Below are 15066 nucleotides of genomic sequence, written 5' to 3' on the forward strand. Positions count from 1 at the left end.
TATCCACATTTGCTACAAATTTGTGCTGCTTGTGTATTTTTTAATGTTTGTAATATAGGCTAGTGTTTTAATAACCGAGCTTCCTTTTTGCAATATGTCTAAAGTTTGTTTGTTTTTCTTTAGATATGCTGGAAAAGCTGGGCTTATTTTGTTTATAACTATCGATATTTATTGCACTCATGTTTATGGTTATCACCCATTATTTGATATTGATAGTTATATTTATTTTAGCAGTTTTTTGCTGTTAGTCAAGGGGTTTTTGTTGTATTTTTGTAACTTTTGGGTTGGTTTCGCGGCTAACTGTGGCGCGGATGGTCTCTATGGCGTCGAAGAAGCCTACGGATGAGATGAGCTGCTCGCGATAGAGCATGGTTTTGGCGTTGTTTTTGTTGGTGTTTAGGGTGTCAAAGGTATTGAGGGTTTCGATGGTTTCTCCTGTGGTGAGGTGGATGCTGGTGTCTTCTATATGGTCTACGAAGGTGACGTTGACGAAGCCTCTGGTGTCTTTGTCGTAGGTGGATGTGCGGTATTTGAATCCAAAGAAGACGTGGTTTGCGTCTATGATGTAGGGCATATTTTTGCTGAGTTGGAGGGTATTTTTTATGATGGCGTCCATTTCTTTTTTGTTTTTTCCGTGGAGTTTGTAGAGCTGGTTTAGGTAGAGGGTGGGTGTTTGCTCTATTAGCTGGGTGGTGGTTGTGGTATAGAGTCTAGCGCCTATGCCGAAGTTTTTGATTTCTTCTGGGAGGATGGCGATTTGGGTTTTTGGTTGTGGGTGCATGGTTGGCTCCTTTCTTTTTTATTTTATATTATTTATTTTGTATTTATTTTGGTTATGTAGGTGGTGGTTTTATTTACTTTTGTGCTTCGGACATTGGAGGGCCACTTTAAGGGGGTTCCGATACCCCCTCCAAAGTACCCTCCAAACCTCCCCACAAACTTCACCCCTAAACGGTCCCTGCGCGGGATGCGTTTTTTAAGGTAGGAATCGCTTCGCGATGTCCGTTTGAGGGGATATTGGTGGTTGCCTTTGCAACCTCTTTTTTGTATTGGCGCTGCGCTGGATCTCTCCACTTCGCTTCACTACGGTCGAGATGACAAGGGCTGGGAGAATGGTTACTTAATAGTTTGTCATCCTGGGATTTTTATTGTTTTAATTGCCTTGTTTCGGATTAATGCAATTCTTGGAGACCCTTCGACTGTGCTCAGGGTGACAGTGGGACTTTTTAAGATTAAGAGGACAATGGTCTTGGGGAATGGTTGTTCCCTAGACTGTCATTTCGACCGGAGAAAATCTCTGATTTTCGGAGTGGAGAAATCTTTTTTACTGTTTTGTGGTGGCGCTTCGCTGGATCTCTCGACTGCGCTCGAGATGACAAGTACTGAGGGAATGGTTATCCCTCATTTGTCGTTTCAACCGTGGGAAATCTTTGATTTTTTTAGCGGGGATTTTTTAGTCTTTTATTGTCTTTATATGCCATTTAGTGTACCATCTATTGTCTATTTTGTCTATGGCTTTTTATAAATTTATTGATTGAATGTTGTTTTTTAAATGATAGAGTTTAACATTTTAATCAAATATATTTGCCCCGCGATTTTTGGGTATAAATGGCATATATAATAAAGATAATAAAAAGATTTTATAAATATTTTCTAAAAATATTTAAGGAGGGATTTTATGGCTGATTTGGATAAGAGAACTGGGGGCAGTCCTGTGGAGCAGAGTAAGGACACTGATGATATCCTTGATAGTCCTTATGATGATGTTTCTGAGGTGAAGGATAATTCTATCGATGAGCTTAAGGAGCGCAAGCTTGACCGTGGACAAGAGCTTTATACTGGTTTTGGTTTTGGCGGTGTGAATGCTGGTGATGTGGAGATTGATGATATGGCGGCATCTGATGCGGTCCCTAGAGTAAGTGATAATCATGGTGAAAAAGCTTTTGTAGCAGATAACAAAAAGTCTCATCATGTGGAAAATAGCGAGAGGGTGGCTATCAAGACTATTAATAAAGAAGATAATAAGGTTTTTGAGCCTGCTGGTAATGGTGTGGTGGATGAAAAAACTGCTGTGCCTGCGAAAAAACCTGAAACTAAGACTATTGACAGGATTGATGAGCCAAAAATTGGCCAAAATGAGCTAGCGAACAATAAGTCTTATCGCGAAATACCTAGGGATACGAGGGTGGTGATTGAGGCAGACCATGGCAATATGGTATATAGGGAGAGTGAGATTGGCCACAGTCCTCATCTTATAAGAGATACTTATATAGAAGAAAGTGTAAGCCATCATCCAGCTGCTATTGATCTAGCAGTAAATGTGGAAAGTGCTCATGATACTCCAGCGGATTATCAGCTAAATGGTGTGTATTATGGTAGTGATTATAGAGGGATGAGAAATTATATAAGTGAGCCATATCAAAGGGATATTTATAGTATCAAAAAACACTATAAGTCTCAGGCAAAGGCAAATAAAAAAGGCCTATCCCTTAGCAAAATCGCTTTTGGTGCGGCTGCTGTGGCTGGGATAGTGTGGCTTGTAAAAGATGATGAAAAGGATAACTTTTGGAATTAGGATGATTGGGTAGAATAAGGTAGGTTGCTTAGGCAACCTCTTTTTTTGTGTTTGCGATGCCACTGGATCTTTTATGAATATAATTAACCATTTCGAATAAGCGAGTGAAATGTAGCGCATGGAGAAATCTGTTTTTTATTTTTGTTTAGTTTTGATAATGTAGGTAATGTTTTCATTTACTTTTATACTTCGAACTCTGGGGAGCAGGGCGCTAGGGGCAACTAGCCCGTCCGGCTGATTGAGGACATGCCCCTTATGCCCTTCCCCAGACCCCCGACCCATTGCACCCCGTCTGCCACTGCGTGGGGCAATGAATAGTAGAAGTTCGCTAGCGAATTCTTTTTTTGGATATGGTAGGTTGCTTACGCAACCTTTTTTATATGCGCTTACGCTGGATCTCTCCGCTCCGCTTCGCTACGGTCGAGATGACATGAGACTGTGGGGAATGGTTATTTAATAGTTTGTCATCCTTGGCTTTTTGTTATTTTAATTGCCTTGTTTCGGGTTAATGCAATCCTTGGAGACCCTTCGGCTGCGCTCAGGGTGACAGTGGGACTTTTTTTGTGGAAGTGAGGATAGAGGGCTTGGAGAATGGTTATTCCCCTAGATTGTCATTTCGACCGGAGAAGTCGATAGACTTCGGAGTGGAGAAATCTTTTTTACTGTTTTGTGGGGACGCTGCGCTGGATCTCTCGACTACGCTCGAGATGACAAGGACTGTGAGAATTATTATCCCCCAGATTTGTCATGTCGACCGGAGAAGTCGTTAGGATTCGGAGTGGAGAAATCTTCTTTACTGCTTAAATCTACTTATTTATTCATCCATTTCATCCATTTTTTTCAAAAAAATAGAGAGGATCGCTCCTCTCTTTTATAATTTCAATTATTTGTTATTTTCTTTTTTAGAAACGGCAAATCCTGCTGTTGCTAGGGCTGCTGTCATTGCTACTGCGCCTGTTGCTATACCTGTTTTTGGGTTTGATCCGCCTTCTTTGTCTTTTTTAACTTCTGCTTTCATTTCTGTTTTTCCTTTTGCTGGGAATACTTTCTTTTTGTCGTTTGCGTTGTTGTTTTTTTCTGATTTTGTATTATTTTCTCCTGCTGGGAAGATTTTTTTGCCACCATTTGCTGGAGTTGTTTCTTTGTTTTCTCCAGATTTATTTCCGTTTTCTTTGCCTGGGAATACTTTTTTACCACCATTTGCTGGGGTTGTTTCTTTGTTTTCTCCAGATTTATTTTCATTTTCTTTGCCTGGGAATACTTTTTTACCGCCGTCTGCTGGGGTTGTTTCTTTGTTTTCTCCAGATTTATTTTCATTTTCTTTACCTGGGAATACTTTTTTGCCACCATCTGCTGGGGTTGTTTCCTTGTTGCCAGTTGGGTTTGTTGTGTTATTGTTTGTATTTTCTGCTTCTTTTTCGTTTTTAGCTGGGAATACTTTTGTGCCGCCGTCTGCTGGTGTTAGTGTGCTGTCTGTTTTTGTAAGTTCTTTTTCTTCTCTTCCATCTCTTGCTCTTGCTGTTTCAGCAACTCCGCCTTCTCTTGTGTTTACTGTTTGATCTCCAACTTCTGCTGGGATTGTTGTGTCTGCTGCGTGTGCGTTTTGTGCACCAAATCCTAGTACTAGGGTCGCTGATAAAGCTGCTGTTAATAATTTTTTGTTCATTATTTTCTTCTCCTTGTTTTTATTGTTACTAATATTTTATTGGTATTTACCCATTTTTGCAATTTATAAATCTTCATTTATTTATTTAAAAGGTAATCGTATTCTGCTAATGCGTAGTCTGCTTCTTTTAATAATTTTTGTGATTTTGTTAAAAGCTCATCAATTTTGGCTCTGTATTTGGCTACTGTTTGTGGAGCAATTTCTTCTAGGATGCTGATGGCTCTGACTGTTTGTCGATTGTTTTGGATAGTTTCTTCGAGTTTGTCGCGTTTTGCTTTTAGTTCTGATATCTTGTGTGTGCCTTTTTTGATGTATTTTAGATCTTCTTTTAGCTCTATTGTGTCTTTTTTGACAATTGGTTCTTCTTTGATTTTTATTGTGGTGGTGTATTCTGTGCCGTCTTGGTTTTGTATTTTTACTGTTGCTGGATTTTGAAGTAAGTCTTCTAGTAGTTTGATTTTTTGATTTTCTGGTTTTAGGACAATTGTTTCTATTGCTTTAGTTTTTGTTTTGTTTGTTGTGCCTTGTTTTTGTGGGCTAGTTTTTTCTTTATCGTTGTTTGTAGTTTGTTTTTCTGTTGGATCTTTAGCTTCTGGGTCTTTTTTATTTATTTCTTCCTCTGGCTTAGGCTCTTGTGGTTGACTTGGCTCTTTTACTTCTGTTTTGTCTGCTATTTCTTTGTCAGGATTTGGAGTTTCGCCATTGTTTTCTTTTTCCAAGTCTTCTTCATTTGCTATTGGATTTTCTGGAGTTTGTATTTTTTCTTCACTTGCAGGGTCTTTTTGATCTTCTACCGAGTTGGCATTTGGGTTAATTTCATTTGCCACTTTACTTTTTATGTTTTCTAGTTCCTCATATGAGCTTGCTTTTTCTACTTCCCTAGTAAGAGTATCTCTTTGTTCAAGAGTTAAATCTCCATTTAGATAATGACCTACTACCTCATATCTGTATTCAATCTTATCTAGATCAAATAAAGTTTTTATATTACGGTTTTTGTAATCATTAATAAGCTTTTGATGTCTAGACTGTTGATCATAGGCTTTATCAAATGATACTCTTGCTTGGCCTAATTTAGCTTCTAATTCTTTTGTTTCTTGCTTTTTGATATCTAGTTGGTTTTCTTTATCGCGTAGCTGGGCTTCAATATCTGTTTTATCTTCCGGATTATTGGATAAATCTTGTTTTAATTTATTTATCTCGTTTTCTAAGTTATTCACTGCTTGCTTAGATTGGTCAAAAGATTGTTGTGCTGCACTTTTTTGATTTTCCACTTCTTTTGTATACTTTTCGGCTTCATCTCGCAACTTTGTTTGAGTTTCTATACCATTATTTTTTCTTTCAATAAATTTAGCTTGTTCAGATTCTGTCATTTGAGTAGATGCTGCTAGTGCTTGGGTATTTGTTGTAGCAAAAGCTAGGCCTAGTGAAAGGGCTGCGATAAAGATTTTCTTAGATTTCATTATTTTCCTCCCAGATAGATATGTATTATAGCTATATTCTATAATACCCATTTTATTTTAGCTAGTGGCTATATATTTTGCGCTTAGGAAAATTGGGATTATGTTTTTATGTATAAAAAAAGGATGGACTAAATATCCATCCATTGTTTGCCCTTACTATTTTTGTAGGCTACGTATCTACGGCTGCCGCTGGCGTTTCCAATATAGGAAAGCCAATGGTAGCCGTTTGCTATAACTATTTTGTCATAGTTTATCTTTTGTCCTCTATGATAGGTCGCAACTATTTTTGCTTGAGTGCTTGGTGCAGTTCTTACATATGTTGAGGCGTGGACAGTGGCCGTACCACTTTTGTGGGTGGGTTTTTCAGAGTTTTTTACAATTGGTCTAAAGTATCTTTCGCGATTGCTCCTTTTGCAGTCCAGGAAATACCTTAGGAAATTTCTCTCGCCATTGATACTAACTGTACCGTTTACGGCATTGCAATGGATAATCTCTCCTTTTTTAAGAAATATCCCCGTATGGCCGCTAGCCCCGGCTGACTTGCCTTCTATGCCGCGGATAAAAATATCGCCCGGCCTTATTTGTTTGTAAGAATAAATTTCTTCAAGAACTGTACCTTTGAGCTTATATAATGTTTCTGTGTTGCCAATGATAGTAGCCTGGGACAAAAAGCCCCCAGCTATCAGTGCAAAATATACAAAAGATGAGCAATCAAGATAGGCTGGACCAAGCCTTTTTGGATAGGCCATAGAATAGCCGACCCTCCTGTGTTTGCTTTTTGCATATGAGAGCATTTTCTCAATCGAGTGCATAATTCTCCTTTAATTTTGATTTTTAAGTTCACGTATTTCTTTGAGTATCTCGTCTAGTTTGAAGTCGAGTTTGTAGATTAATATTAGGCTAAGCACAATAGGAAAGCCCAAATCGCCGATTAATTTTGTAATGTCCATAGTGGTGTGGCGTTTTTTGTTTAAAAAATACGGAAAAAAGATTCGGAAAGGATATATCATATTCCTTTTTAATCCATGATTTTTGATTAAGATGGTAAACTTGTTTGTTATATTTTCTTTATTTGGTAATTTAGTTTATTTCTTGCTTCGTTAAATTTATTCGATTTTTGCCTAGCAGGGTGCTAGTGGCTAACTGAGGGCAGACTCAATTTGCGCTAACGCTGGATCTCTCCACTTCGCTTCGCTACGGTCGAGATGACATGGGCTGGGGAAATGGTTATCCCGTGGTTGTCATTTCGACCGTAGAAAATTTTAATTTTTTGAGTGGAGAAATTTTTTTAGTTTTAAATTTATTTTGGTCATATGGGTGATGATTATATTTACTTTTATGCTTCGGACTTTGGAGGGCCACTTTAAGGGGGTTCCGATACCCCCTCCAAAGTACCCTCCAAGCCACCCCGCAAACTTCACCCCTAAACGGTCCCTCCGCGGGATGCGTTTGAAGGTAGGAATCGCTTTGCGATATCCGTTTGAGGGAATATTGTTGGTTGCTTACGCTAGATCTCTCGACTACGCTCGAGATGACAAACCATTAAGGGATTGGTTGTTCCCTAAGATTGTCATTTCGACCAGAGAATCCGTTAGGATTTGAAGTGGAGAAATCTTTTTTACTGTCTCATGGTGAACTCTTCCCTAAACCTCTTGCCTACGCTCTGGGTGACAGCTGGTGTTTTAGAAAAGTTATAACATAATTTTATTACCAAAAAATTTTTCAAAACATCTTTACCAAATTTTTCTTTTTTAGCCTTCTCCTTTCTTATTTATTCAGAGTCTTTGTTGTCTTTTTGATCTGTCTTATCATCGTCTTTTTCTTCTTTATAGATTAAGATTTTTGTCATATTTTCACCTCCTATGTATATATAGAAATTTCTGTCAATTTTTCCCGATTTTGGGCAAAAAAATAGCCCACCTTGGGCGGGTATTTGTTTTTGCCTTTTGGCGAGCTTTTTGTCTAAGTATTTTTATTCTTTTACTGCAAGTGATATATTTTGTTGTTTTTTTAGCAACTTATGGTATAATATAAGTTGCTATGGGAGCGGATGAGTGGCTGGTGTGCTCTGCGGTCTTCAAAACCGTTGTGAGAAGTGTACTTCTTGGGTAGGTTCGATTCCTACACGCTCTCGCCATTAGACTAATATTCTATAATCTTCCACTCTTTTTGTAATATTTTTCCTATCTAGGTATTCTAATATCACTATGGCTTGATTTCGGCTAAGTCCTGATATATCTCTAAATTCTTTGGCTTCTAGCTTATCATTTTCTTTGAAATAATCTTTTATCATATTCACTAATTTTGTATAATATTCGTTTCTTATTACAAATTCATCGATTTTTACTAGGTCATTTTTTAGTAAAAAGGCCAATAAATCCTTGTCTTTTTTATCAAATATGTCACTTTCTTTGGACAGTTTTGGCTCATTTGCCTTGATTTGACCCATTAATTCATCTATTCTTTTTTGATCGTTGGCAAGGCTTATGGCAAAATTTTTGTCTTTTACAAATCCTCTTTGTAGCATTATATGCTTGGTTAGAATTTTGTTTTTTAGCATGACTTCAAAGTCCTTGGTCTCTAGATTTAAGTCAAGTTTTTGTCTTAGCTCTTCTTTAGAAATCCCTTCATCTAAGGGGTTATTTTTATGGTAATCTTTGACCAGTTCGCTAATGTCACTTGCAATTTTTTCTAGATTTGGGTTTGCTATATAGGATTCTCCTATGATTTGGATATCATTATTGGCCGCCATTTGTTTTAAATCTGTATCAAGGGCTGATTTTTCAATGCCCATGTGGGTATAAATTTCATCAGCTGATTTGAACTTATCTAGGAAATCACTTATCTCATCAATCTCGCTAAATTCTTCCTTATTTTTTAAGTAATCTACATAATCTTTTGAATTTACTGTGTGATTTTGATCATTTGTATCGATTATTTCTCCCCCACCTATGGTTTTGACTGGTGAGTAAGACCTGATTACAAATTTGTCCCCTCTTTTTACATAGATTTCTTCTTCTAGACGGAATTCGCAAAGGGCAGTTTCATTTGACTTGATTTCCTTTTTATCAAGAGGTACAGCTCTTGCCAACACTTCTTTTGTTCCGTGGAAAAATCTTACCCTAGTCCAATGCTCGATTTCTATGTCATCAAATTTTGATAGGGAAAGCTTAGTTTGAACATTTTTTACCCTAATCAGCGAATCATTTTGGGCAATAATGTCTCCACGTTCGATTTCATTTGATGAAATATTTGCTAGATTTAGGGCAATCCTTTGGCCCTTGTGGGCAATATCTATAGGTATGTCGTGGTTTTCGATTGATCTTACTTTTACTTTTTTGCCAGATGGATAGAGCATATATCCGCCATCTTTGTGGATTTCGCCCTCAGTTAGGGTACCGGTAATAATTGTCCCAATGCCTTGTAGGGTAAATGATCTATCGATATTCATCCTCATTGACTTGCTGTCTTCTTGCTTTTGTATATCAAGGATTTTTTCTTCAATCAAAACTTTTAGCTGGTCAATATTTTCTCCAGAAACAGAGTCTACAGCTATGATTGGAGCATCTTCCAAAATGGTATCTGCAAAGGACATTTCTATGTCAGCCTTTACCAAATCGACCATTTCAGGAGTTACCATATTTTTCTTTGTTATTACAATTATTGCATTGTCCACTCCCATATAGTGAAGAATTTGGGCGTGTTCGATAGTTTGTGGCATGACCCCATCATCTGCTGCAATTACTAGCAAAATTATATCGATGCCAACAACACCTGCCATCATATTTTTTACAAAATTTTCATGACCCGGTACATCGATTATGCCTGCCTTTTCCCCATTGGATAGGTCAAGGGCAGTAAAGCCTAAGTTTATAGATATGCCGCGTTCTTTTTCTTCTTTTAAATTGTCAGTTTCATTACCAGTCAATGCCCTGATTAGGGTAGTTTTGCCGTGGTCAATGTGGCCTGCTGTTCCGATTATATAATTATTTTTCATAATAATCCTTTACTGTCTGATAAATGTCATCGATTTGCCTATCAAAAATTGTAAGAGCATTTAGGTAAAGAGCTCCGTCATGGACTGTTGAGATTATGTGATTTTCTGATAGTCTTAAATGACTTTCTAGCCTGTGGATGTCTGTGTCGGTAATCTTTACAGAATAGGTTTTTTTGACATCTAGCGGATATGACCCACCACCGATTTTGCCTTCACTTTCTACTATTTCTGCATTTATGCCATCTATTTTTTGGATTTTTCTTAAGAGTTTTTGACATCTTTTTTTGACAGTTTCAGCATCCTCAGTAATCATTCTGATAGTTGGATTTTCTGTTTTCATAGTCTCAAAATCCAAATACTCGATAAGGGTAGCCTCAACAGATGCTAGGGTTAGTTTGTCCACCCTAAAAGCCCTTAGAAGTTGGTTTTTCTTCATTTTTGCAATGTAATCTTTTTTGCCGACTATGATACCTGCTTGGGAGCCACCGATTAGTTTATCACAAGAAAAACTTACCAGGTCAATGCCATCGCTTAGGCAATCTCCAACAGTTTTTTCGTAGGAATAGCCATAAGGAGTAAGGTCAATAAGCGATCCACTTCCTAAGTCCTCGTAAAGAAGGATGTCACGGTCGCCGATTAGTTCTTTTAAATCTTTGGTATCTACAGATTCGTTGTAGCCCACCATTTGGAAGTTTGACTTATGTACTTTTACAATAGCGGATAGATTTTCATCATCAATTTCATTTTCATAATCATAAAGATGAGTTCTATTTGTCGCCCCAACTTCCACAACATTTGCCCCAGATTTCTTCATAATTTCTGAAATACGGAAAGATCCGCCAATTTCAACCAATTCTCCACGAGAGATAAGGGCGTTCTTGCCCTGGCAAAAGGTATTTAAAACTAAGAAAACTGCTGCAGCATTGTTATTTACAATAAGTGCATCTTCAGCACCAGTTAGTTTTTTGACAATATCAACAAGGTGGGTATAGCGTGATCCACGCACTCCATTTTCAACATCATATTCCAAGTTTGAATAAGACGCGCCAATTTTTTCGATACGTTCAAGGGATTTTTCAGACAAAACTGCACGACCTAGGTTGGTATGTAGGATAACCCCCGTTGCATTTATCACATTGTAAAGTGAATATGGGCTAAAAGAATTGATTTTGCTATCAATATCCGCATAGATATCAGCCGTTTCAAAGTCTTCCTTTGCCGCAATCTTCGCACGGTAATCATCCAAAACCTTATTTGCAATGTCCTTTACAATCACAGGATTTTCATCATATCTATTTAAAATCTCATTCATTTGAGGTAATTTTTTGTACAAATTTTCCATACTGCCTCCATATATGGTTATTATACAATATTTTACTAAATTTGTAACAAAGTAATGGGGGACTTTTTAGAAAAGTTTGCAAAATCTTTTTTCTTTTTTGGTAATTGACTTTTTCTTAGTATCTTAAATATTTCTTCGTTCTCCGGGGGTTGGCTTTAAGGGCGTTTCGATTCGCCCTCCAAAGCACCCCCCAGACCCACATGCAAACTCACCCTAACGACCCCTACGCGGGGTGCGTAATTTTAAGGAAAGAATCGCTACGCGATGTCTATTTTAAAATTGCAGTATGTTGCTTACGCAAATTTTTAATGTTAAGCTTCGATTAATATCTAGACTTCAATTGCGATTATAGCGTATTATAATTATCCAAGGCCTTAAGTAAATTAATACGCAAAAAAGCATTTGCATAAAGCAAATGCTTCTAATTTTTAAAAAAAGAATTCGCGGAGCGAACTTCTACTAATCATTGCCCCACGCAGTGGCGGAGGGGGTAAAAAGGTTTTAGGGGGTCCAGGGGGAAAGGGACGTAGGGGTCTCCGCAACCCCTCGTCCCTATCCCCCTAGGCTAAGTGTAATAATCTGTAATAATATTATCTTAAAGCTATAAATTTACCTAATAATAAAATTTCGATTCACTTTAATAAAGTGAATGAATAGCCCCATCTCTTGCTTCATTAGGTGTCAAAAATACCGGACTATTTTTTCTAATCCTCATATTTTCTCCCCCGATAATGCCTGCTGGTTCATCTGGCTTTACAAATGTATCATACATACAGCCCACACCTGAAACTATTTTTACAATACCTATTTTGTATTTTCCTGGTCTTTTGATATTGTAAAAGTCTTTTGTTTCATCATATTTGCCCTCGTATGATTTTAATACATCTCTTATTTTTCCAATAATCTCATCGACTATTTCATGGGCTTTTATAATCCCATCTGCTGTTCTGCCTTCGCCTTCTTTGAAGGTGAAATCTATATGGAAAATATAGTCATCTACTGAAGGTGTGCCTGCCCTGTCAAAGCTAATTTTTTCTTTTAATGTACCGTCACAAGAGCCCATGTTTGCAGGTTGGAGGTCGTAGGCTTCTTCTACTCCTGTTATCATTGCTACAACACCTTTCAGCTCTACTGTTTCGCCCTCGCCTAGTTTGCCTGATTTTTTGCCTGCTATTGGCATCACATCTAGGTTTGTGTTGGCTTCTTTTTCGTAATCTCCTGGTTTTATGACTTCTACACTCATATCCACTATTCTTTCTTGGCCATCTAAGGCATTTTTTGCAATGTTTTCATCGATAATTAGAGTGTGGCCGTCAATTTTATTTTCTTCGCCAAATTTTACTTGGTCTATTTCTATGTAAGATTTTGTAAGTTTGCCTTCTTTTTTCTCATTCGGATCCTTTTTCTTGTCCCATTTTTTGCCACGTTTGGCCATTTTTTTGCTAAGTTCTACCATAGCTTTCATGGCATCTATTTCTGCCAGGGAATTTTCACCAAGTATTTGGGTTTCAAATCCTGATTCTGTTTTGTTGTAGTCAAGCACTAGGTCTACATATTCATTTGTAGCTACAAATGTTGCTTGTTGGCCAATAAATGAAAGTCCTGCTGTAGCCACTCCATTTTTTTCTAGTTCGCCTATTACATTTGTAAAATCAATGTGGTGGTTGCCCCAGCCATCTAGGGCTACAATTGCTGCATCAAGACCCAATTCTTTTGCCATTTTGCCTGTTTCTACAGATGTTCTATCCTTATCTGCTTGCTTGTCAGACACTCCTTTTACAAGCACTCCTACAAATTCTAAGCCATCATAGGATGAAACTACATTTACTATTGGACACCTGTAATGGTGCATGGTTGTCATTTTTGTACTAGGACCAAATCCCATTTTTGCCTCCTAATTTATTCTAATCATATAATTTTGTATGTAAGAAAACCTTTTATCTAATAATATTATAACACGTTCAGTTTTCTTGACAAGATTTCTACAATTTGAAATTAGCAATAAAAAAAGCCTAGTTTATCTAGGCTTAATTGTTGTTGTATTCTTCAGCTATTTCTTTTACTGCTTTGATTGTAGCATCTATTTCCTCTTCTGTATTGAAATATGAAAAAGAAAATCTAACTATACCTTGGTTTTCTGTACCAAAGTGTTTGTGAATTAGTGGGGCGCAGTGGGCTCCGGGTCTGGTTTGCATATCATATTTTTCATCCAAAATTAGGGAAAATTCTGAGCTATCCATATCGGATAGATTAAAGGAGACAATTCCTGTAAAATCTCCCTCTGGTTTTTTAGAATAAATCTTAATGCCCTCTATATTTTCAATGCCCTCGTAAAATCTTTTGGTCAATTTTTTTATTTTTTCATTTATATTTTCTATGCCAGTTCCTAAAAGAAATTTAAGGCTAGCATCCATGGCTATTTGGGAAAGAAAATTGCTTGTCCCAACTTCAAAAATAGCTGGAAAATCTTTTGGGTGGCACTTATCAAAAGAATTTACCCCTGATCCACCTGCAAAAACATTTGAAAAATCAAAATCTCCCACCTTTATTATCCCACCAGTTCCTGATGGGCCGTAAAGGGACTTATGGCCTGTAAAAACAAAAATGCTATTTGTATATTTTGACAAATCTACATCCACACATCCTGCTGTTTGTGCCATGTCGATTATCATTACTAAATTATATTTTTCTGCTAATTCATGGATTTTATCCAAGTCATTGAGATTTGCTAGTAGATTTGATGCGTGGTTTGTTACTATAAATCTTGTATTTTCTTTGATAAGTTCTGGAATCTTATCAAAATCTACTTCACAGTTTTCATCAAAATCTAAAAATGATAATTCTGCTCCTGATTGGTAGAGGGGCCTTAGGACAGAGTTATGCTCGGTTGTAGTGGTTATTACATGGTCATTTTCTTTTATTAAAGATTTTATGATCATATTTAGACCGAAACTAGCATTTTCTGTAAGGGCTATATCATTTGGATCTGCTATATGAAATATTTTTGCCAAGTCCATTTTGGTCTTATATATCCCCATCATAGAATTTTGTGAAAGGGCGTGGCCTGATCTTGATGGATTGCCGTAGGATTCACTTTCTAAAAGCTCTATATATTTTTCCTTTAGTGACGCTGGTTTATGTAGGGTTGTGGCGGAGTTATCAAAGTACATATTCTTCTATCACTCTCTTTTTGCCCTCATGGTAGAGGGTGTATATTTTATCATAGTCTGATTTTTCTAGGATATTTAGGGCATTTTCCAATTCACTTTTGTCCACACGCAAGCAAAACCCACATCCAGCACCAATTTCGGTAGGAAGTGGGATTAGTCTTGCGCCAGCTAAATGCTCAGTTTTTTCAAGAGCAGCCATGGCAGCTGATGTGGTATCAAACGAAAATATGATATGCTCTATTTCCTTAGCAAGGGTAGATGGCATTGTTTGATCTCATTGCTTCTACGATTTTGTACATATTGGTAATTTCACCAACTGCGAGCTTATCTTTTTTGCCATAGTGGTCTAGGCAAAGTCCGCAAGAATATACTCTAACTCCACGGTTTTCAAGATTTTTTAAGTCTTCTATTGTTTTTTCGTTTTCTGTTGTAAGGAAAACGCCCCTGTTATAGAAGATGATTTCTACTGGTAAGTGGTCTTGTTCAGTAACTGAGTAGATAAAGCCTTCTAAAAGTTGTTTAGAGAATTCTTCATCTCCATCTCCTATTTTGTCAGAGTTTACTATTACTATATAGTTATCGCTTGTAGCTTGGTTTACAGAGTAGTCTTCTATAACACTATGCTCTCTTGATGCTTCTGTTTTTTCTAGGCTTACCTCGTATTTTCTATCTGCTAGCTTTCCTACCGTGTAGTCAATTTTTAGCTCATGAGCCATTTTCGCTAAGTTTTCTGTAGCTACTTCGTTATCTACTAAGATTTCGAAAGTTTTTTCGTCTGGGTTTTCTCTTAGGGCTTTTTTTGTTTCAATAACTGGGATTGGGCATGCTTTGCCTAGTACGTCTATTTGTATCATTT

General features: G+C 37.2%; 12 protein-coding genes and 1 tRNA gene. 2 read left to right on the forward strand and 11 right to left on the reverse strand.

The window, feature by feature from the left end; translation table 11 throughout:
* Nucleotides 1–244: 244 nt before the first annotated feature.
* The gene (locus JNO63_RS03300; protein WP_203127070.1) at nucleotides 245–781 is read right to left on the reverse strand and encodes a hypothetical protein; all 537 of its coding nucleotides are present in this window, start codon (nucleotides 779–781) and stop codon (nucleotides 245–247) included.
* 897 nt (nucleotides 782–1678) lie between these two features.
* Here JNO63_RS03300 and JNO63_RS03305 point away from each other — a divergent pair.
* Complete coding sequence (locus JNO63_RS03305; RefSeq protein WP_203127071.1) at nucleotides 1679–2575, forward strand: hypothetical protein; 897 nt, start codon at nucleotides 1679–1681, stop codon at nucleotides 2573–2575.
* A gap of 883 nt (nucleotides 2576–3458) precedes the next feature.
* On the opposite strand, the gene JNO63_RS03310 is transcribed toward JNO63_RS03305, so the two are convergent.
* The 4 genes from JNO63_RS03310 to JNO63_RS08690 form a co-directional block, all read right to left on the reverse strand.
* Nucleotides 3459–4241: a hypothetical protein gene (locus JNO63_RS03310; RefSeq protein WP_203127072.1), complete on the reverse strand. Its 783-nt coding sequence runs from the start codon at nucleotides 4239–4241 to the stop codon at nucleotides 3459–3461.
* Between the two features lie 77 nt (nucleotides 4242–4318).
* Complete coding sequence (locus JNO63_RS03315) at nucleotides 4319–5701, reverse strand: hypothetical protein (protein ID WP_203127073.1); 1383 nt, start codon at nucleotides 5699–5701, stop codon at nucleotides 4319–4321.
* A gap of 128 nt (nucleotides 5702–5829) precedes the next feature.
* Nucleotides 5830–6513 (reverse strand): peptidoglycan amidohydrolase family protein, encoded by a 684-nt coding sequence (locus JNO63_RS03320; protein WP_203127074.1) that lies wholly within the window; start codon nucleotides 6511–6513, stop codon nucleotides 5830–5832.
* Nucleotides 6514–6522: 9 nt separating this feature from the next.
* Nucleotides 6523–6711 carry a YvrJ family protein gene (locus tag JNO63_RS08690; RefSeq protein WP_308669832.1) on the reverse strand — a complete coding sequence of 63 codons (189 nt, stop codon included), beginning with the start codon at nucleotides 6709–6711 and terminating at the stop codon, nucleotides 6523–6525.
* A gap of 1032 nt (nucleotides 6712–7743) precedes the next feature.
* On the opposite strand from JNO63_RS08690, the gene JNO63_RS03330 reads away from it, so the two are divergent.
* Nucleotides 7744–7838: transfer RNA gene (locus JNO63_RS03330), tRNA-Sec, on the forward strand.
* On the opposite strand, the gene selB is transcribed toward JNO63_RS03330, so the two are convergent.
* The 6 genes from selB to yedF form a co-directional block, all read right to left on the reverse strand.
* Complete coding sequence (gene selB, locus JNO63_RS03335) at nucleotides 7839–9698, reverse strand: selenocysteine-specific translation elongation factor (RefSeq protein WP_203127076.1); 1860 nt, start codon at nucleotides 9696–9698, stop codon at nucleotides 7839–7841.
* Complete coding sequence (gene selA, locus JNO63_RS03340; protein ID WP_203127077.1) at nucleotides 9688–11040, reverse strand: L-seryl-tRNA(Sec) selenium transferase; 1353 nt, start codon at nucleotides 11038–11040, stop codon at nucleotides 9688–9690. Before selA ends, selB begins: the two co-directional genes overlap by 11 nt.
* Nucleotides 11041–11677: 637 nt before the next feature.
* Nucleotides 11678–12925: a glycine/sarcosine/betaine reductase component B subunit gene (locus JNO63_RS03345; RefSeq protein ID WP_203127078.1), complete on the reverse strand. Its 1248-nt coding sequence runs from the start codon at nucleotides 12923–12925 to the stop codon at nucleotides 11678–11680.
* Between the two features lie 142 nt (nucleotides 12926–13067).
* A complete protein-coding gene (locus JNO63_RS03350) occupies nucleotides 13068–14210 on the reverse strand; it encodes an aminotransferase class V-fold PLP-dependent enzyme (RefSeq protein WP_203127079.1) in 1143 nt (380 codons plus the stop codon).
* Nucleotides 14200–14475, reverse strand: a complete 276-nt coding sequence (locus tag JNO63_RS03355) for a DUF3343 domain-containing protein (RefSeq protein WP_203127080.1) — start codon at nucleotides 14473–14475, stop codon at nucleotides 14200–14202. The genes JNO63_RS03350 and JNO63_RS03355 overlap by 11 nt, the downstream gene beginning before the upstream one ends.
* A complete protein-coding gene (yedF, locus tag JNO63_RS03360) occupies nucleotides 14456–15064 on the reverse strand; it encodes a sulfurtransferase-like selenium metabolism protein YedF (protein WP_203127081.1) in 609 nt (202 codons plus the stop codon). Before yedF ends, JNO63_RS03355 begins: the two co-directional genes overlap by 20 nt.
* Between the last annotated feature and the right edge of the window lie 2 nt (nucleotides 15065–15066).

This window comes from Anaerococcus sp. mt242 (assembly GCF_016798225.1).
Taxonomy (GTDB): domain Bacteria; phylum Bacillota; class Clostridia; order Tissierellales; family Peptoniphilaceae; genus Anaerococcus.

Excerpts from the sequence above, each read along its gene's own strand:
- selB (WP_203127076.1), bottom strand. The coding sequence starts at position 9,698 with ATGAAAAATAATTATATAATCGGAACAGCAGGCCACATTGACCACGGC.
- JNO63_RS03345 (WP_203127078.1), bottom strand. The coding sequence starts at position 12,925 with ATGGGATTTGGTCCTAGTACAAAAATGACAACCATGCACCATTACAGG.
- JNO63_RS03300 (WP_203127070.1), bottom strand. The coding sequence starts at position 781 with ATGCACCCACAACCAAAAACCCAAATCGCCATCCTCCCAGAAGAAATC.
- selA (WP_203127077.1), bottom strand. The coding sequence starts at position 11,040 with ATGGAAAATTTGTACAAAAAATTACCTCAAATGAATGAGATTTTAAAT.
- JNO63_RS03320 (WP_203127074.1), bottom strand. The coding sequence starts at position 6,513 with ATGCACTCGATTGAGAAAATGCTCTCATATGCAAAAAGCAAACACAGG.
- JNO63_RS03315 (WP_203127073.1), bottom strand. The coding sequence starts at position 5,701 with ATGAAATCTAAGAAAATCTTTATCGCAGCCCTTTCACTAGGCCTAGCT.
- yedF (WP_203127081.1), bottom strand. The coding sequence starts at position 15,064 with ATGATACAAATAGACGTACTAGGCAAAGCATGCCCAATCCCAGTTATT.
- JNO63_RS03355 (WP_203127080.1), bottom strand. The coding sequence starts at position 14,475 with ATGCCATCTACCCTTGCTAAGGAAATAGAGCATATCATATTTTCGTTT.
- JNO63_RS08690 (WP_308669832.1), bottom strand. The coding sequence starts at position 6,711 with ATGATATATCCTTTCCGAATCTTTTTTCCGTATTTTTTAAACAAAAAA.
- JNO63_RS03310 (WP_203127072.1), bottom strand. The coding sequence starts at position 4,241 with ATGAACAAAAAATTATTAACAGCAGCTTTATCAGCGACCCTAGTACTA.
- JNO63_RS03350 (WP_203127079.1), bottom strand. The coding sequence starts at position 14,210 with ATGTACTTTGATAACTCCGCCACAACCCTACATAAACCAGCGTCACTA.
- JNO63_RS03305 (WP_203127071.1), top strand. The coding sequence starts at position 1,679 with ATGGCTGATTTGGATAAGAGAACTGGGGGCAGTCCTGTGGAGCAGAGT.